Annotated in this window: 13 protein-coding genes; 7 read left to right on the plus strand and 6 right to left on the minus strand. The window is 44.0% G+C overall.

The annotated features are described in order from the left end of the window. Positions 1 to 78 precede the first annotated feature (78 nt). Positions 79 to 1,476: a PhoH family protein gene (locus tag ACHUFN_RS18815; RefSeq protein ID WP_394224275.1), complete on the minus strand. Its 1,398-nt coding sequence runs from the start codon at positions 1,474 to 1,476 to the stop codon at positions 79 to 81. A 443-nt stretch (positions 1,477 to 1,919) separates the two neighbouring features. Between ACHUFN_RS18815 and ACHUFN_RS18820 the strand changes: the two genes are divergently transcribed. Then, positions 1,920 to 4,316 (plus strand): two-component system response regulator, encoded by a 2,397-nt coding sequence (locus tag ACHUFN_RS18820; RefSeq protein ID WP_394224276.1) that lies wholly within the window; start codon positions 1,920 to 1,922, stop codon positions 4,314 to 4,316. A 40-nt stretch (positions 4,317 to 4,356) separates the two neighbouring features. On the opposite strand, the gene ACHUFN_RS18825 is transcribed toward ACHUFN_RS18820, so the two are convergent. Further along, entirely contained in the window at positions 4,357 to 6,129 is a 1,773-nt protein-coding gene (locus ACHUFN_RS18825; RefSeq protein WP_394224277.1) for a histidine kinase dimerization/phosphoacceptor domain -containing protein, read from the minus strand. Positions 6,130 to 6,429: 300 nt separating this feature from the next. On the opposite strand from ACHUFN_RS18825, the gene rapA reads away from it, so the two are divergent. The 6 genes from rapA to ACHUFN_RS18855 all read left to right on the plus strand — a co-directional run bounded on the left by rapA (position 6,430) and on the right by ACHUFN_RS18855 (position 15,283). Further along, the gene (rapA, locus tag ACHUFN_RS18830) at positions 6,430 to 9,273 is read left to right on the plus strand and encodes an RNA polymerase-associated protein RapA (RefSeq protein ID WP_394224278.1); all 2,844 of its coding nucleotides are present in this window, start codon (positions 6,430 to 6,432) and stop codon (positions 9,271 to 9,273) included. Between the two features lie 53 nt (positions 9,274 to 9,326). After that, a complete protein-coding gene (rluA, locus tag ACHUFN_RS18835) occupies positions 9,327 to 10,043 on the plus strand; it encodes a bifunctional tRNA pseudouridine(32) synthase/23S rRNA pseudouridine(746) synthase RluA (protein WP_394224279.1) in 717 nt (238 codons plus the stop codon). Positions 10,044 to 10,191: 148 nt separating this feature from the next. Continuing rightward, positions 10,192 to 11,058, plus strand: a complete 867-nt coding sequence (locus ACHUFN_RS18840; RefSeq protein ID WP_394224280.1) for a DUF3530 family protein — start codon at positions 10,192 to 10,194, stop codon at positions 11,056 to 11,058. A gap of 143 nt (positions 11,059 to 11,201) precedes the next feature. After that, complete coding sequence (locus ACHUFN_RS18845; protein WP_394224281.1) at positions 11,202 to 11,525, plus strand: hypothetical protein; 324 nt, start codon at positions 11,202 to 11,204, stop codon at positions 11,523 to 11,525. Between the two features lie 180 nt (positions 11,526 to 11,705). Continuing rightward, a complete protein-coding gene (locus ACHUFN_RS18850) occupies positions 11,706 to 13,010 on the plus strand; it encodes an AmpG family muropeptide MFS transporter (protein WP_394224282.1) in 1,305 nt (434 codons plus the stop codon). Positions 13,011 to 13,096: 86 nt separating this feature from the next. Beyond that, on the plus strand, positions 13,097 to 15,283 hold the full coding sequence (locus ACHUFN_RS18855) for a hybrid sensor histidine kinase/response regulator (RefSeq protein WP_394224283.1): 2,187 nt from the start codon (positions 13,097 to 13,099) through the stop codon (positions 15,281 to 15,283). A gap of 20 nt (positions 15,284 to 15,303) precedes the next feature. Here ACHUFN_RS18855 and ACHUFN_RS18860 read toward each other — a convergent pair whose 3' ends face one another. From ACHUFN_RS18860 to lgt, 4 genes are read right to left on the minus strand one after another with little or no spacing between them, the layout of a single operon-like run. Further along, on the minus strand, positions 15,304 to 16,284 hold the full coding sequence (locus ACHUFN_RS18860) for a sensor domain-containing diguanylate cyclase (RefSeq protein WP_394224284.1): 981 nt from the start codon (positions 16,282 to 16,284) through the stop codon (positions 15,304 to 15,306). After that, a complete protein-coding gene (locus ACHUFN_RS18865; RefSeq protein ID WP_394224285.1) occupies positions 16,281 to 17,339 on the minus strand; it encodes a response regulator in 1,059 nt (352 codons plus the stop codon). Before ACHUFN_RS18865 ends, ACHUFN_RS18860 begins: the two co-directional genes overlap by 4 nt. 9 nt (positions 17,340 to 17,348) lie before the next feature. Beyond that, on the minus strand, positions 17,349 to 18,182 hold the full coding sequence (locus ACHUFN_RS18870) for a thymidylate synthase (RefSeq protein ID WP_394224286.1): 834 nt from the start codon (positions 18,180 to 18,182) through the stop codon (positions 17,349 to 17,351). An 8-nt stretch (positions 18,183 to 18,190) separates the two neighbouring features. Further along, the gene (gene lgt / locus ACHUFN_RS18875; protein WP_394224287.1) at positions 18,191 to 19,003 is read right to left on the minus strand and encodes a prolipoprotein diacylglyceryl transferase; all 813 of its coding nucleotides are present in this window, start codon (positions 19,001 to 19,003) and stop codon (positions 18,191 to 18,193) included. Positions 19,004 to 19,005: the final 2 nt, after the last annotated feature.

Raw genomic sequence — 19,005 nt, forward strand, 5'->3', positions numbered from 1 at the left:
TTAACCTTTTGGTAAACAGTCTAAGCGCGCCTTTGTAATAAAGGCGCTTAAGCAAAAATACTTTGAACGGACTAATAGCTACAAATTTTCTTCTGCAAAACTCGCAAGTCGGCTTCTAACCACACCGTCTAGGTTAATGGTGGCACTGCCTGAGAAGTCTTTAAACTTCTCGACAAGGTAAGTTAAGCCCGAAGTCACCGCGCTCAAATAGTTACTGTCAATTTGCGCCAAGTTTCCTCCCACAATGAGCTTAGTACCTTCACCACAACGGGTAATAATGGTTTTAAGCTGTGACGCGGTGAGGTTCTGTGACTCATCCAAAATAACAATGGCATTTTGAATACTTCGGCCTCGCATGAAATTGACCGATTTATACTGAATGTTGGCTTTTTCCATGATGTAATTCATGGAACCTTTGGTGTTTTCGTCGTGCTTGTGAAGCACTTCTAGTGAGTCAGTAATTGCAGCCAACCAAGGCAGCATTTTTTCTTCTTCCGTTCCCGGCAAAAAGCCTATCGATTCGGCAATTTCAGGCGTACTTCGTGTGACAATGATTTTGTCATACATATTGCGCTCGACTACCATTTCAAGAGCAGCTGCGAGCGCGAGCAGTGTTTTACCGCTACCCGCTGGGCCAGTAAGAATAACCATATCAATATGCGGGTCAAGCAATGCATGTAGTGCCATGGCTTGGCCAATGTTTTTAGGCGTAATACCCCATGCGTGACGCCCCATTAACCTATCGTAGCCTAAGTCCAGTACTTCCAAATGGTCTTCAGTAATCTCCTCTACTAAGCCAGCGAATTCCTTAGATTCATCAAGTAAGAACTCGTTTACATAAGCTTCTGGCAACATAGATTTAGGAATTGTATGAATGGTATCGCGCCCCTCAGTGCGACTGTCCACACTTTTAACGCTGTCCCAAAAATTGCCCTCAAAGGTATGAAAGCCTCGTGATAGATACTTAATGTCTGTAATTAGTTGGTCGGTACGATAATCTTCAACATGAGCTAGGCCCGCCCCTTTCGCCTTAAGACGCATGTTTAAGTCTTTGGTTACCAACACCACTTTTTGCGGCGCAAACGTTTTTTGCAAATGCAGCGCTACGTTAATGATTCGATTGTCATTTTCGTTGCTGGTAAACACTTGCTGAGCCTCAACCAAATTGAGGTCGGCAAAAATAGACAGGCTTCCTGTAGGTGCTGTTTGGCCTGCACCTAGTCCATCCATAGATACACCAGCAAGCATGTCTTCTGGTGTTGCATCGTGGAGTAAATCCTCCATGGCCCGAATGGATACCCGCGCATCACGCGCCACGTCTTTTTTACTGTCTTTGATATAGTCGAGCTCTTCCAATACGGTCATTGGAATAACCACGTCGTGTTCTTTAAAGGAGAGAAAAGCGTGAGGTTCGTGCAGCAGAATGTTGGTATCGAGGACGTAAATCTTTGTATCGGTAGAATTTTTTCTTGGCATCCTTCACTCCGGTAAATAAAGCTAAGTTAGGCGCATTGTTCTTTTATGAACACACACTAACAAGCCACAGTTACGGTTGTAGGAGAATGCCGCTCGAAACAGGACTTCTTCCCCTACTCGCGTCGACTGAGAAGCAGTACTACACTTTCTGCCTCGAGCGTTCGTCAGTTAATTTAGCGAACCCTTAATTCCACCATAATCCAGTTTTTGAGATTTAGCACTGTTTTTCTCTTTTTTATTTTTGGCGAAATTGAAGGTTAAACGCGTAGCCACACTCCATTTATATGAGTTAAAAAAACTGCTGGAGAACTTAACGTATCACTCGATGAATACTTCGCCTCGTCGCCAATACCGTGAATTTTCATGTGCCGGAATAGTTATCTACTACACTTGCTAGTACTAGCAACAGAATCAAAATCAGAAACAGATTGGATAATCAGGCTATGGCGAGTGTATTAATCGTTGAGGATGAACCTCTTAGCAGCATGAGTTTAGAAATAGAGCTAACCTCGGTAGGCTATATCTGTGTCGGTATCGCAACCTCAGAGCAAGAAGCCGTCGCACTTTTTACAGCGCTACAGCCAGACATTATTTTAATGGATATTAACCTCGAGGAAGGAGGTTCAGGGATAGAGGCAGCGAAACAAATTAATGCCCTTAGGAAAATTCCAATCGTTTTCGTTACCGCTTATGCAAGTGACGACATTATTCGTCAAACTGGCTTCACTTACCCTTACGGCTATGTCGTTAAGCCTTACAACATTCGAGAGGTGAAAGCTGTCATTGAGACCGCGCTTAAGCGTTACGAATTCGAATTGGAAACAATCAAGTCTCAAGCAAAACTGAGCATTGCGATAAAAGCAGCTGAAGTGGGGGTATGGGAATTAGACGACCAGTCAAATATGTTAAATATCAGTGGTATCGAGCATCTAAAGCGTTATTTTTCTAATGATGGCCAACTCAAATTAAACGACTTTCTCAACCTTATTGTTGAAGACGACCGCGATGCGATAGCCAATATATTACAATCTGGTACACCACTTAATCAGAAAGTCAGGCTCAAGGAGCCTGACGGAGAAAAGATCAGCGCTGAAAGTACACGCTGGCTTGAGGTGTACATCGGTGACACCAAGCTTGAAGACGAGCATGTAAAAATTGGCGCGATTAGAGACGTCACTCAGCTTCAAGAAAACATGCAAAGTATGGCGCTTTCAGAGTCCATTTTTCACAATATGCGAGAAGGTGTTGCATTGGTTGACGAGGATACCGTCATCCATAAAACCAACACTGCAATGTGTGATGCAACGGGTTACACGCATAGTGAATTGACTAATAGCCGGTTTACTAACCTAATTGACAGCGAAAGGTTTGACGACTTTGCAGTCGAAATGAAGAACCTGGTTGAAGAGCAGTTTGAGTCTACGGTAAGACGTAAAAACGGCACGTTTTTTCACGCGTTGATTAGCATTAAAAGTGTTGAACTTTCAGAACAAAATAACCGATTTGTTGTTATTGTGACTGACATAACCGAGATAAAGAATGCCAATGCACGCTTAACAGAACTGGCCTATAAAGATGAATTAACAGGGCTTTACAATCGCTCGTTCATGAACCGTATACTTGCCTCTCCTGAAAACTACTTCAAACAGAAAGAGTTCTCTCTAATTTTCATTGACCTAGACTCGTTTAAACTTATCAATGATAACCTAGGACACCTTGCAGGCGATAAAGTACTTCAACTATTTTCACAACGACTCAGCCAAGCCATGCGCTCTTCTGACTTTGTTATAAGACATGGCGGTGATGAGTTTTTGGCGCTAGTAAACGGTCATGTTACAAACAATGCCATTCAACAAATTGTAAAAAAAATAAACCAGACGTTAGCCACCCCTTTTGAAATTGAGTCAGAAACCCTGACACTAACGTGCAGCATTGGCATTGCATTTTGTCAAAATGGTGAAGACATTCATGACTTGCTTCGCCACGCTGATATTGCAATGTATGAAGCTAAACGAGATGGGAAGAATAGCTACCGAATTTTTGACCCTCTCTACGCAGAAAAAGTCCGTTATCAATTATTTTTGGAACAAGGGCTTAGAGCCGCGATTGATCAAAAAGCGTTGGAAGTTTGGTTTCAGCCTATTGTAGACATGCATTCCAATATCGTCTCTTATGAAGCGCTATGTCGCTGGCACGATGAAGCATCGGGCTTCATATCTCCTGAAGAGTTTATTCCCATCGCAGAACGCTCTTGGCTAATTTACCCCTTAGGCTTGTTTGTTTTCGAAAAAGCCTGTGAATTTATAAAAGCAGTGCGCGAGACGGGCGCGGTATGTAGGGTCAACGTCAACCTGTCAGCCAAACAAGTTTCAAATGTGTCCTTGTCTAAAATATTCTGTGAATTGTTGTGCAAACATAAAGTCTCTCCCCATTGGGTTACGCTTGAAGTTACCGAGAGCACGTTAATAAAAAACGGCAATGAGCATATACTCATGTCGCTCAAAGAGTTAGGGTTTGGTATCGCTTTAGACGACTTCGGTAATGGCTATTCAAATCTCTCTCGCTTGCGCGAATTCCCCATCGACATCATCAAGCTTGATAAAAGCTTAATTCAAGGGCGCTTTACTGATCAAAGCATGAGAATAGTTACCGATGCGGTTCAAGATATGTGCCTGGCACTTGGGTATACGTTGACCGTTGAAGGCGTAGAAACGCGGCATCAATATGAACACTTTGCGCAATCAGATAAGGTGCTTCAACAGGGGTACTTTCACGGGAAACCTCTACCTGCTGAGGAAATTCTAGGTGCGTTAAATGGCAGCAATAATTTGTCCAAATAACGATATTGAGACAAAAATACGGTCTAACGAGCACTTCTCGCTAGGCCCGTTTCCCTTTAAATGGGAAAGTTAGTGTAAGCATAAAAATATTTGTTTTCTCTATCGTCAAACTACCTCTGAGCTGCTTAGTAAAGCTTTCAATAAGTTTGTTACCAAGCGATTGGCTTTCAAAAAATGCTTGAGGCTCTATACCTGGCCCATTATCTCCCACCCACAGTTTTATCTCTTGGCCCGCTAACGTTAACCCCACATAAAGCTCTAAAGGATCGCTCTCCGTTTGACCGTACTTTAAACTATTGGTTATCAGTTCAGTGACCGTAAACCCTAACGGCACCATAACTTTAACATCTAGCCATATAGGTTGTTCAGGCAAATCAAAATGTATCTTTTGGATTAACGGCGTGTCAGCTACCTGCCCAATGCTGTCCTGTAACAAACCAACAAGCTTTTGAATATAAACACCTACGTTGACGCCTGAGATATCTTCGCTTTCATACAGCAATTGGTGAACAAGAGCCATTGCTCTTACTCGCTGTTGGCACATTAGAAAGTGACGGGAAGTTTGCGCATCGACATACCTACTTTGTAGATTAAGAAGGCTTGATATTACCTGTAAGTTATTTTTGACCCGATGATGAACCTCATTTAGCAAAATGGTTTTTTCGCTGAGTAATTCAGATAGCTTAGCGTTACTTTTCGCAAGTTCCGATAAGTCGCTAATTGTCGCCAAATAGCTTTTGTCTTTTTGTTCAAACAAAGAGATGCCCAACTCAACAGGAATTACGCGACCGTCGCAACGCACTAGGCCTACTTGGGCATTTTCTTTACCTGATGGGTTCTCAGTCACCATCTCCGTTAACAAAGACGCATCTTTTTGCTCAAACCAATCAAAGAACGATGGAGCGTAGCATCTGTCCTCTTCACTGGAGCCAACGTAATAATGCGCCCGTGCATTTACGAATTTGACGGCTCCACTTTCTTCGAAAATAACTAACCCACCAGTCGTTTTGTTAACGACTTCGCGAAAGCGTCGTTCGCTCTCTCTTAGCTGGCTCTCCACCAGCGCTCGCGCTGAGATATCTATTGCTGATGGAATTAAATTGATAATTTGACCATCTTGGTCTGTAAGAGGCGCAATCATAAAATCGATTGGCATTCTTCCATTTTCATCAACGCGAATTTCAATATCGAACCTTACTGTTCTGCCTTCTCGTGCCTCAGCTACAGCGCTTTTTACCTTGTCTTGCACTGCGTTGTCATAAGCCCACCAATAGCAGTCCCAAAACTTTTTCTGATAAACATCTTCGAAGCGGATTCCTGCAGCCTCTAAAGGTGCTTTATTTGCGTCCACAAGCGTGCCATCAACGGTCAACACCCCTACAAATGCAAATAAATTATCTAAAACACTTTTTAGGTAGTACTTACTTTGTGCTAAACGTAACTTATGCTCTTCAAGCTCGGTAATTTCGTTGGCATTTATCAGAACGACATAGCCTCCATCAAGAGGTAACGCTTTGTAGTCAACTTGCCACAGACGCACTTTGTCGCTGCTTCTTGTTTTCCCTTCAACGCGAATATTTAACTTATCTTTTCCTGTTGAAAGCACATTATCAATTAAGCCACATACTTCATCAGCTAATTCAGGTACCACATCCATGATGGTTTTTCCGACAGTGTCGGTTATCGATACGCCGTTTATCTCGGCTAACGAACTATTTAAAACAAGGTAGCGATATTCACTATCGACAATTGCAACGCCGCCAGGCAGCTTTTCAATTAAACTCGTAAGTAATTCTCGATTAACCCAAGCCATACTTTCTTTCCTTTTAACGAATGTAAAGTGTAGTTAGGCCGGATCAAGTTGCAAAAAATAAGTATTTATAAATTGCTTATCTATACCAATTAAACGCTTATTGAAGTGGTGCCCTCTTAAAAAGGTAGGCTAATTAAACGCTTATTTTCATATCCTATACTTATAACGTGGTGTACTGACAAACGCTATCAACCACACCCCTTACTTAGCAAAAACGTTAGTCTAAGATAGTCTAGTATTAATGACTTATTACAATGCAATGCGTACAATACCGCCCCCCGAAAAATAGGTTGGTGATTTATGAGTTCAGATAGTCAATTTTCAGTTGGTCAGCGTTGGTTAAGCAACACCGAAATAGAGTTGGGACTAGGTGCCATTATTGGTATCGATTTCCGTTCGGTAGAAGTGCTGTATCCGGCAACAGGCGATGCGCGAAAGTACACCAAACAAGACGCGCCGCTGACGAGACTTATTTTTGAAATTGGCGAAACGGTCAAGAGCCAAGACGGCTGGGAAATGACCATTACTGAAAAAGAAGAGAGCCAGGGCCTATTCATATATCACGGGCTGCGCGAAGACACCAAGGCACAAGCACGTTTACCTGAAACCATGCTAGACAGCCACATTCGCTTAAACCAACCTGAAAAGCGCTTGTTCAGTCAACAACTCGACAATCCAAAGTGGTTTGATTTGCGCGAGCGCGCTCTTGATCATCAGTACGATTACTTGCGCTCTAGCACTATTGGGCTAGCTGGCGCTCGCATTTCACTTATCCCACACCAACTGCACATTGCCTCAGAGGTTGGTACCAGACACGCCCCACGTGTACTGCTTGCCGATGAGGTCGGTCTAGGTAAAACTATTGAAGCGGCGCTGATCATTCACCAGCAGCTAAAAACGGGTCGTGCTGAGCGCGTGCTTATTTTGGTACCAGATTCGTTGGTTCACCAGTGGTTAGTTGAAATGCTTCGCCGTGTTAATCTTCCCTTCGCTATTTACGACGAAAGCCGTTGCGAGGCTTTAGAGGAAAGCGAAGCGTCTGATGCTGGCGCAGTGAATCCGTTTGAAAACGATCAGTTAGTGCTTTGCAGCATCGACTTTTTAAGCAACAGTGAAAAGCGACAGCAACAAATTCAAAGCGCAAGTTGGGATTTAATGGTTGTTGATGAAGCACACCACCTCGCATGGTCTAGCGAAGCGCCGTCTGCCGAGTACCTTTGTGTAGAAGCACTTGCTAACCAAACGCCTGGCGTACTACTTCTTACCGCAACCCCTGACCAATTAGGCCATGAAAGTCACTTTGCACGCCTTCGTTTGCTCGATCCGGCCCGCTTTCACAGCTACGGCGCGTTTTTGGAAGAAGAATCGAAATATGGTCAGCTGGCCGATGCTGTAGCCCCACTGCTTTCTGACGCAATTCCTAACGCTAAACAACGCAGTAAATTGGCTGAATTCGCACCTGACGTTATGGAACATGCTGGCGACTTGAGTACTTCTGAAAATCGCCATGCTTTGTTGCACCAACTTATCGACTGCCACGGCACAGGTCGTATGCTGTTTAGAAATCGCCGAGCCAATATTGAAGGTTTCCCAGAACGTAAGCTGAGCGCCTACGAACTGGCATTACCAGAGGTTTACTCTGACGCAATAAACGGGGGTGACTTAACGTATTCACTGTATCCGGAGCGTATGGCGAGCGTGGTAAACAGCTGGACAAAGCACGACCCTCGCGTTGCATGGTTACTTGATTTTATGCAAAGCGTGAAGCCAGAAAAAATTCTGCTTATTTGTGCCAGCGCCCGCACTGCACAAGAGCTTGGTGAAGTAATTAGAACGCAAACCGGTATTCGTCACAGTGTCTTCCACGAAGGGATGAGTATTGTTGAGCGCGATAAGGCAGCACATTACTTTGCCGATGAAGAAGACGGAGCACAAATTCTCTTATGTAGTGAAATTGGCAGTGAAGGGCGCAACTTCCAGTTTGCTCATCATTTGGTGTTGTTCGATTTACCAATTACGCCAGACCTACTAGAGCAACGCATTGGTCGTCTTGACCGGATTGGTCAAACCCAAACCGTACAAATTCACGTGCCTTATTTAGCTAAAACGGCTCAGCACGTGTTACTAGACTGGTATCACGAAGGCCTTAATGCCTTTGAAAAAACCTGCCCAACTGGCTCTGGTGTGTTTGACGATGTGAAGCCACTGCTTATTGGTGCGTGTTTACACCCAAATGATATGAGCGCACGCGACGAGCTTATAAACATGAGCATTACACTCAATAGCCAGCTTGTAGCACAGCTTGAAGCGGGTCGCGATCGTCTGCTAGAGCTGAATGCATCTGGCGAAGGCCGTGTTGAGCAACTGCTGGAAGATATTGTAACCCTAGACAGCGAACAATATTTATCGCGCTTTATGGGCCGCGTATTTGACGCAATTGGCGTGCAGCAAGACGAAAAAGGTAACGATTGCTTCATTCTAATGCCAACCGAGTCAATGGTCAGTCAGCTTCCTGGCCTTGATCCGGAAGGCATGACGGTAACTTATAAGCGCCGTGTTGCCACCACGCTAGAAAATGTTCAGTTTTTAAGTTGGGATCACCCACTTGTGCATACGGCGATAGATGTCGTGCTAACCGACGTGCATGGTAAAAGCAGCATGGGCTTTATTGCAGAGCCTTCTTTACCTAAGGGCGCTTACTGGATAGAAGCGTTGTTTGTGCTGCACGCGCAAGCGCCTAAAACCCTTCAGTTGGGCCGCTTCTTGCCGCATACACCAGTGCGTGTATGTTTAGATGCGCAGGGCAACGCATCGGATTTGAGTTTTGATGTTAAGCGCAAAATTGGCCGTAAAATTTCAGCTCAGCTTTTAAAAGCATTGCAACAGCCGCTAGAACTTGCCATCGAGAAAGCCCGTAAACTGGCTCACCAACAGGCTAATCAAAAGCAGCACGATGCTCTAAATACCATGCACAGCACGTTAAACGAGGAGATCCAACGCTTGCGCGACCTTCAAAAACGTAATCCAGCCGTGCGAGACAGCGAGATTGAATTTATTGAAACACAAATGAACGCGCTCGATAAAGTCATTCAAGAAGCCGATGTTCAGCTAGATGCGCTGCGCATTGTGGTGAACAATCCTTAGGGGCGAAACGCTCACTTTTAGCTGTAAGTGATTATTGGAGTGACGAGCAAATAATGGCAAACCCGAGCTTTGTTTATAATCCGCCCATGAACCCTTATCTTGATATTCTTTATCAAGATGAGGACATGGTAGTTGCGCATAAGCCCAGCGGGCTATTGAGCGTTCCAGGTAAAGCCTTAGAACACCGAGATTCTCTGATAAGCCGCGTTAACAGTGTGTACCCGACAGCAACAGTAGTTCACAGGCTAGATATGGCAACCTCCGGTATTTTAGTACTGGCCCTTAATAAAAATAGCCACCGCCATATTTCTAAACAGTTCGAGTTACGCCAAACCAAAAAGCGTTATTTTGCTCGGGTACACGGCCATTTAACGCAAGATACAGGCGAAGTAAACCTTCCCCTCATTTGCGACTGGCCTAATAGGCCGAAACAAATGGTTGACGTTGAGCGCGGAAAAAAAGCAGTCACTCACTTTAACGTGATAGAGCGTGCATTCGATGAAAAAGGCTTGCCCTTCTCTTTGGTTGCCCTTCACCCTATTACGGGTCGCTCTCATCAACTGCGAGTACATATGCTTGCTTTAGGACACCCTATTTTGGGAGATAGACTGTATGCCCATGACGAGGCACTCGCCATGGCTCCTCGCCTGCAACTTCATGCAGAGAGCTTGAGTTTTATACATCCAACTCATGGACATTGGCAGCATTTCCAAATCCCAATTCCTTTTAGCCAGTACCACCCCGACGCACTTTCAAAATCGATTGATTAGTATTTTGGTGCCTTCATTTTAAATCGGCCAACGACTATAGTTTTTAGTCAGACCGCCGATAGCATGTTCAGAACATGTTTATTTTGATTATTTTGGAACTGGCAACGCGAGCAGCGCCAATATTTTAGTGAAGGCTATCCATTCTGTTATGCAAAGGCTCACGCTTCTTTTTTTATTTGCTGTCATTGCGTTACTGCTTCCCACGCCAGCAAACTGTGACTTTTTCACAGATGTAAGAAATGCCTATCTACCCGGAGAGGTAAAGCCTTTAATGGTGGGGGAGCAGGAAACTCCTATTATTGAAGTTAAAGCTCACATACCTTTAGCTTTGGGTGTAGCCATAATTCTCACTGAACCGTTTCCGTCTAGTTTGACACTTGACCAAGGACATAGCCTTGCCAACATGCTGGCGGAAAAAGGCTGGAATGTAGTGATAAGCCCCATCAACCTATCTGCTAATGTAGGTACTCAGCCTGACAATACAGAAAGCGCTGAATCCATGGCGACACCCATTGAAGTAAATATCCACCCGAGAAGTAATCAACTATCGCAATATGCAAACTTTAATGAGACGACAACAGCTCTATCATTGCATCTTAATGCATTGAACAATTATTTACAGGACCGGGAGGGCTATCGAATGGTTCTCGCTCAGGGGATGCTTGCTGCAAGTTACTTATCTGCCGTACAACAGCAGCCCCAACTTCACCCTGATAACTTTGTTGCAATTTCGCCTTATTGGCCAGAGGAAGCAACCAACACATCTGTCATAGAATACATCGCGCAATCTGATTTCCCAGTGCTAGACCTCTCATTAACTGGTTTCAACGACTGGGCAAATATCACCGCCTCCAAACGCAAGATTAGTTCAAAAAATGCACTAAAAATGCACTATAGACAAATAATTATCCCCAATAATTTATTAGCCTTTAGTATAACAGGCTTAGAAAAAACACCACACATTCAAATGGTTGCAAATAGCACTATTGGATGGACTCGTCATCTTGGCTGGTAATTATTCAAATTTCGCACTACGCTAAATTGGTATTTCAAGCATTAAATAAAACTTGAATCTCAAAAATTATCCGTGCCTTTTTAACACAGTTGCTTTGTTATGAACTATAATACTTTTAGCAGATATATACGGTTGAGTTACTTGTGAATGTTCAAGATTTCGTAGATAACAAGGCGAAACAGCTGTGTTTCTATATAAGAGCATTTTGGCAAGGAGAGATTCCTATCGAGGAGCTCGAACTATTCTTTTGGGATAGTATGGAAGAGTGGGGGCAACTCGGTCACACACTAACACAGCCTTACACGCAAAAGGAGCGGGTGTTCTGGCATTTACTTCATCAAGTGCACTACTGGAATGAAGATAAACTGATTTCCGATAAGTTTCTTGTAGATGAATTAACGAACTGTGTGAACTACTTAGAAGGTCTGGGGCTTTGTCCGCTCGACTGTGTTGGTATTCGCCCTTAAAAATTCATTTGCTGTAACGCTGTTTACTCGTCACTTCTTCTTAAAAAGTCAGGTAGCATCATTGTTATCCACCTCTTTCGCACTTTGCCTCTTTTTATAAAAGGTTACATAAAGCTTTATTGCTAAACAGATAAGTTCATGGCTCAATATGCTTTTGAATTCTTGCCATAGGCCGCAGTTTTGCTTACCGCTTTAAAAACGTTTAACGACAAACGCTACCTCAGCATTTTTCTTTTTGGTATTTCCAGTGGATTTCCATGGATCATGATTGGTTCAGTATTGTCTGCTTGGTTAAAGGATGAGGGCTTGTCACGTTCTGCCATTGGTTTATTCGGCATCATCTTCGCAACCTACTCCTTTAATTTTTTGTGGTCTCCCCTTGTAGACAAGCTAAAGCCTCCCTTTTTAGGCCAGCGAAGAGGCTGGATTTTCTCTATGCAAGGCATCATTTTGCTGATGTGCTTAGCCATGTCTCAACTTACTGCGGACCACGACTTATTCTATGTAGCGTTAGTGGGGCTACTTATTGCCATTGCATCGGCCACACAAGACATCGCTATTGATGGCTTTCGCATTGACTGTATTGCACAAGACGACAAAGACGGCATGTCGGCAGCATCATCGGTTGCGACCGCTGGTTGGTGGACAGGTTATGGTGGCCTTGGCGCCATTCCGTTTTTTCTCGCAGATTTAACGTCTTGGACGTGGCCTAATATTTACCTGATGCTAGGCGCCATCATGGCGCTGCTTATGTGTACTACCTGCTTTGCCAACGAGCCTCAAATTGATAGAGACAGCTTGCTTGAACAAATAACAAAGGCAGACTCAGCCAGTTCACCGCTTGTTTATTGGATAAAAACCACCCTCATTACGCCATTTGCGGAATTTTTTAATAGGAACGGCGTAAAGTTAGCGGCGTCATTTTTATTGTTTATCTTTCTTTTTAAAATTGGCGAAGCTTTTTTGGGCCGCATGAGCATTGTTTTTTACAAAGAAGTGGGCTTTTCAAACAGTGACATTGCCACTTATTCTAAGCTTCTTAACTGGTGGGTAACCATTGTATTTTCTCTCATTGGTGGTGTGGTGAACATTCGCTACGGTATTTACCGCGGACTTATGGTTGCAGGTATCGCTATGGCCGCCTCTAACCTTCTTTTTGCACTTATCGCACAAACAGGGCCATCTACATCACTACTGGCTGTAACCGTCATTGTTGATGGTTTTACGGGCGCATGGAGTACCGTTGCTATGGTCGCTTTCATTTCCCTTTTGTGTAATCGTGCTTTTAGTGCAACACAATATGCGCTTATGGCATCACTAAGCGTTGCGGGAAGGACACTGGTCGCTTCAAGCAGCGGGTACATGGTCGACAGCCTTCAAGGCAACTGGAGCTTATTTTTCATTCTCACCGCTGTTATGGTGATCCCAAGCCTTTGCTTTTTACATTTAATTCGACACCATATCAAACGAGTAGAGGCGGCTTAATTTAATTTTACTTCCTTGCAAGTTAGCGTTAGTTGCCTACCTTTAAGGTAGACATCTCTACAATAATGAACTTGCAAGGAAGAACGTTGAGCTCAGCCAAGGTTAGTCAGTCTAAGCGCAAATCTATCATTAACTCTCGAAATATTACGTTTTCGAAAGTCAATGTGACTGCGTTGTTGATTGCAGCGATAACCACAGCACTATTGCTGCACTTTTTGGGAAAACAACAAACCTATATAACGGCACTTAAAGCGCAAAGCCAATTAGAAGACAGCATTCTTGTCTCAGAAAACCGTATAAGACAATTCCAATCGCGGTCGAAAAGTGAAACCGCGGCTAATGGCACACCGTTTTCAACTCTCAAGCTTGTAATGCAAGTCTCTTATCAAGAAATTACCGAGTATTTGCTTGACGACCTGAACACCAAAACGCCTCCAAAAATCTTATCTGAAGAAGACTTTGTAAGTGCAAAGGAAAGCCTAAATAGGAACTCTACCCGCCATACCGCAAAAACGACGCGAAGCTTACTGTTCACACTTATTGAACTTCCACCTGAGGTTGCTGCTCAGTTCATCATAGAAGGGTTTAGCCTTTTGCCAATGGTCCAAGCAATGCAAGGGGAAGAAAGCGCACTATTGCTTCGTATTCAAAACGTTCGACATCACATACTTTTAACCACAATATTTGGAGCTACTGCCTTATTGCTTTGGTATCTCATTGCATGGCTTATCTGTAAAAGTAATTCAGGCAAACCGCTGCCCAAATTTAACAAGTCAAAGCTTAGAGTTGCTGTTGCCGAAGATAAAAGAGACCTTCGAAATAAAGAGTTCTTGCAGCTAATTAGCCATGAATTTAGAGCTCCTATAAGCGCAATAATAAGTGCGCTTGAATTGATACCCAATATGGAAGACCAGCAGGCTAGATTGATTCAACAGGCAGAGCAATCAAGCTATCGATTGCTAAACCTTACAAACAATCTCACCGATATACTCAATAACAACACAGAAGATGACTTACAGTACGCAGAGGTTGATTTGATCAGCTTACTTGACGAATGCATCTCTCCTTTCTCAGTAAGGGTTAAAGACAAGAAAGTTGAATTTAATATGCATTGCAGCCATAGCGTTCCACACTTCGCGGAAACCGACCCTGTCGCCTTAACTAAAGTTCTCAGCAATATCCTTGATAACGCGGTGAAATTTACGTCCAGTGGTTTGATAGACATAACCGTAACTACGTTGGTAAAAAACCAAGGCATATTTCTTGTCATCATTATAAGTGATACGGGTATTGGCATTGACGAGACAACGCAAAATAAAATGTTTGACCGCTTTTATCGGGGCGAGCATGCCATAGGACATAGGTTTCCTGGCGCAGGTATTGGCTTGTCCGTCGCTAAACGCAGTATTGACAAACTCGGCGGCTCCTTGCAGGTCACCAGCACTGTCGGTGTAGGTTCAGAATTCAAAATATTACTGCCAATTAAACCTGTGGATGAAATACCGGTTAAAGCGTCATCACCGTCTAATGCAAAATTTGCTGTCGTTGATGACTTAGAAATCTCAAGACTACATTTACAGTCGATCATTACAAAAGAAGGGTTTAGCGCTCGAACTTTTTCTTCTGGTGCCAACCTATTGAATGTTCACGAGGAAATTCTTCAGTTTTCCGGCATTATTGCCGACCTATACATGCCAGGTATGAACGGCATTGAGTTAGTCAAAACGCTACAGGCCATATTTGGAGAACGCACGCCGCCCGTGATCGTACTATCTGCAACTCCAGACGTCGCTAATATAATCGCGAGCAGTGAATTACCTATTTATCAAAGCTTTGTAAAACCCATTGACCGACACCGGTTTATTGATGCACTTCACCACTTAACCTCTAGCAAGTCAAAAGCTGTTGTGCCTACCAAAAAAGCCACGGTCTTAGTCGTAGAAGACGAGCCAATAAATGCTGAAATGGTGGAGTATATGCTTAAGAGTATGGGCCATGAGGTTGTAGTTAGCTACACGGGGGATGACGCCATCAGCAGAATAAATGAGCGTCCGTTTGACTGCGTACTGCTTGATATTAACCTACCTGACATAAACGGGCTAGAAGTGGCTAAGATTATGAAAGAGGGTCACCCCACTATTCCAATTGTTGCCCTTACCGCAAATTCCCATCGAGATGACAAAGAAGCATCATTACGTTCGGGAATTCGCTATCACTTGGTTAAGCCTGTTACGTATCAAGAGCTTAAAAACACATTGCAGCTAGCAATCTAGTTGATCATCGCAGATGTCACTTAACCTTGGTGATAAAGGCGATATTGATTGCGGCCGTTTTCTTTTGCTTCGTAAAGAGCCTGATCGGCACATTCTAGCCAAGCCATAGCGCCTTTGAACTGAGGAGAAAACTGCGCAAGACCAAGACTTACGGTGAAACTTATCGACTCTCCTTCATGCTCAACTATCAAACGCTGAGCAAGCTGACGAATACGTTCAGCAACAATCGTCGAGCTATCAATAGAAGAGTCATTAAGAATGATTGCGAACTCTTCTCCGCCATATCGCCCAGCAAGATCAGTTTCACGCACACAGCGCTTAATAAGTGCTGCCAACATTTTAATTACTTTATCGCCAGCTTGGTGACCATATGTGTCGTTAATTCTTTTAAAGTGGTCGATGTCTAACATCAAAGCAGTGCTAGGCTTTTCCCTGCGCACACAAAGCTTATACATTTCATCGAAGCGCTCTTGCCAATAGCGGCGGTTATATAGCCCAGTAAGCCCGTCTACACGACTCGCGGTTTTAAGCTCTTCGTTAAGATGGTTCATACCTAGCTTACCCAAAGCTTGCTCAGTCACGTCATACACGAGCATACAAAATCGTTCTACATTCCCATTTTTGTCAATAACTGGAAACATAGTTACGTTTTGGTACATAAATTCAGCTTCGCATGTCACTGGGCGATTACAGCCAAATTTAAATAAATAAGGGCGCTGCTCCCAAATAATAAACACAGGGCTTTTTAGATTAAACACAGGGTCTACTTTCGTTCTAAGCCACTGCTCTTCTATTTCTGGAAAATGAGAAAAAAGGCTATCACCAATGATATCATTCGCCTTCTTTGCCCCGTGATTTTCAAGAAACTTATTCCATACCTGCACCTTGAAGTTGCGATCAAGCACAACAATACCAACCTCGATTGAGTCGAGGAGCTCGGCAGGTACGTGGGAAGTATTTACCATCGCGCTATGATCCAGCGTATCGGTTGATGCATTCATAGACTGTCCTTGTCGCCGTCGTTGAGGAGTCGAGAATAAATATGATTCATGGCATCGCCGGGAAATAGCAGCAGCAAGTCAAAGGAGATATCACGCGCTTTGATTGCGTAGCCTATTTCAATGGCCATTAGTTTTCCCCAACGGTGAACATTGTCGCTTAACAGTGTTGAAAGGCCTTGGTGCTGCCCTAGCAGAACTGGGTGGGTATGACTAAACGCCACATTCAGCTGCTCTGACAAACCATTTAAACATGCGCCTATCAGAATGTTAGACACATCCATAAGCGCTTCTAGCGCTAGCTTATCAGACGAATCGGACGGCGGGTACTTCAACAGCTCTACTATGTTCTGAGAATTGGTATCGTTGAAAATAACAAGCGCCTCTCCGCTTATTCCTTCACTGATAAACCCCTTTGAAACTGCTGATACACTCTCGTTGCGATTTATTTCGGCTACAGCCATTGATAGCTCGTTGCTTTCTATGGCGTTGACGTTTGGTATAGGTAGGTCAATAAACTCGCCAAGCAGTTGAGCCAAATTCTCGCCTGCTCGACCCATGGCTATGTTCACCATTTCACGACAGGCATCTAGTTTATCTTCTGTAGACGTTAAGCTTTCTGACGAGGGTGTTTTGCTAGGATAATTTACTTGCGCTTTCTGCAGGCTGGCACCAGATGCATGGCTTTCACCACTATAGATACCGTAAGACGACAATATGTGACTTAACTTTTCATTGTCGATAGGCTTTCTAATAAAGTCTAACGCTCCCATCGCGAGCATTTTTTCTCTTGCTTTTGGCTGAACGTCTCCCGATACCACAACAACCATACACGGAAGATCGTGTTGTCGGATAGCCTCCATGGTTTGATAACCATCCATTACCGGCATGTTTAAGTCGAGAAATACGACATCGCCCTTACCTTCGCGAATTAACGCGATGGCCTGCTCACCGTTTTCAGCAAAGGAAACATCTACATCCCACCCATCAGGTAAACTTCGCGCCATTTGCCGCCTTGCGAAACCTGAGTCGTCGCAAATTAATATAGGTGTACTCATAGCAGCGCCCTATATTGCAACAGGAGCTTTAATGTGTGGATGTGACTGGTAGTTTTTAAGCGTAAAGTCGTCGAAGGAAAACCCAAAAATATCTTTCACTTCTGGATTAATTTCCATTGTTGGACGCGCAAACGGCTCACGACTAAGCTGCAGCTCTACCTGCTCTAAGTGGTTAGAATAAAGATGAGCATCACCTAATGTATGAATAAAATCACCTGGCTCTAGGTCACATACTTGAGCCATCATCATTGTCAGTAGTGCATAGCTGGCAATGTTAAAAGGCACGCCAAGAAATATGTCGCCACTGCGCTGATACAGTTGACAACTTAGCTTGCCGTCTAGTACATAGAATTGAAAAAGCGTATGACAAGGAGGCAGTGCCTGCTTGCCCATTGCCGCGTTTTCTTTCGGAGAATAGTTCGTGTCTGGCAGTACCGCAGGGTTCCAACCGCTAACGATAAGGCGGCGTGAATCTGGGTTGGTTTTTATCTGCTCTACCACTTCGGCAATTTGATCTACCGATGTGCCATCGCCGCGTTCCCAACTGCGCCACTGATGACCATAAACAGGACCTAGCTCACCTTCTTCGGTGGCCCACTCATCCCAAATACTTACACCATGCTCTTTCAAATAAGCAATGTTCGTTTCGCCTTTAAGAAACCAAAGTAGTTCGTGAATAATTGATTTAAGGTGACACTTTTTCGTCGTCACCAGAGGGAATCCTTCCTGTAGATTAAAACGCATCTGATAGCCAAATACACTTAGCGTACCTGTGCCAGTTCGATCTTCCTTTTTCACACCCGTATCACGTACATGGCGCATTAATGCGAGATATTCTTTCATCGTTATTCTTATATTTTTTGTTGTTCAACACGGTTTTTTCCACGCGTATATGCGTAGACTAATAATCCTATTCCTAAAGCTATCATAGGTAAACAAAGAAGTTGTCCTTGGCTTAGTCCCATTTGGTATAAGCCAATGTGGGCATCGGGTTCTCTGAAATATTCGATGATAAAACGGAAGCTACCGTAGCCAAGTAAAAATACACCGCTCACGGCACCTACAGGACGTTTTTTGGCGGAATATAACCACAGAATGATAAATAGCAACACGCCCTCTAGCGCAAACTCATAAAGCTGTGATGGATGACGTGGGATGTTGCCCGCATTAGGAAAAATGACAGCCCAAGGCACATCGGTACTACGCCCCCAAAGCTCTGCGTTGAGGAAGTTGCCTATGCGCCCAGCCCCTAAGCCAATGGGTACAAGCGGTGCAACGAAATCGCCAAGGCGTAAGAACGTGGTTTTCATACATCTAGCTCGCCAATACAGCGCAGCCAACACGCCTAACAAGCCGCCATGGAAAGACATACCACCAGCCCAAATTTTAAATAAATACAAGGGGTCGTCTAGGAATAGGCCAAATTGATAAAACAATACGTAGCCAATGCGACCGCCCAAAATCACGCCTACAAAGCTCCAAAAAAGTAGGTCGCTTAACTGCTCGCGGCTCCAACTGGTTTGCGATAAACGCTTTTGCGCCAACAAATAAGCGGCAATAAAGCCCACTAGATACATTAAGCCATACCAGCGAACGCTTAACGGGCCTACACTGAAGATAACGGGGTCGATACTGGGGAATACCAGGTAACTGCTCTGTTCCATTA

This window comes from Alteromonas gracilis, from assembly GCF_043642145.1.
In the GTDB taxonomy this organism is placed as follows: Bacteria; Pseudomonadota; Gammaproteobacteria; order Enterobacterales; family Alteromonadaceae; genus Alteromonas; species Alteromonas gracilis_B.

Excerpts from the sequence above, each read along its gene's own strand:
- ACHUFN_RS18860 (WP_394224284.1), bottom strand. The coding sequence starts at position 16,284 with ATGAATGCATCAACCGATACGCTGGATCATAGCGCGATGGTAAATACT.
- rapA (WP_394224278.1), top strand. The coding sequence starts at position 6,430 with ATGAGTTCAGATAGTCAATTTTCAGTTGGTCAGCGTTGGTTAAGCAAC.
- ACHUFN_RS18840 (WP_394224280.1), top strand. The coding sequence starts at position 10,192 with ATGCAAAGGCTCACGCTTCTTTTTTTATTTGCTGTCATTGCGTTACTG.
- lgt (WP_394224287.1), bottom strand. The coding sequence starts at position 19,003 with ATGGAACAGAGCAGTTACCTGGTATTCCCCAGTATCGACCCCGTTATC.
- rluA (WP_394224279.1), top strand. The coding sequence starts at position 9,327 with ATGGCAAACCCGAGCTTTGTTTATAATCCGCCCATGAACCCTTATCTT.
- ACHUFN_RS18815 (WP_394224275.1), bottom strand. The coding sequence starts at position 1,476 with ATGCCAAGAAAAAATTCTACCGATACAAAGATTTACGTCCTCGATACC.
- ACHUFN_RS18825 (WP_394224277.1), bottom strand. The coding sequence starts at position 6,129 with ATGGCTTGGGTTAATCGAGAATTACTTACGAGTTTAATTGAAAAGCTG.
- ACHUFN_RS18870 (WP_394224286.1), bottom strand. The coding sequence starts at position 18,182 with ATGAAAGAATATCTCGCATTAATGCGCCATGTACGTGATACGGGTGTG.
- ACHUFN_RS18820 (WP_394224276.1), top strand. The coding sequence starts at position 1,920 with ATGGCGAGTGTATTAATCGTTGAGGATGAACCTCTTAGCAGCATGAGT.
- ACHUFN_RS18865 (WP_394224285.1), bottom strand. The coding sequence starts at position 17,339 with ATGAGTACACCTATATTAATTTGCGACGACTCAGGTTTCGCAAGGCGG.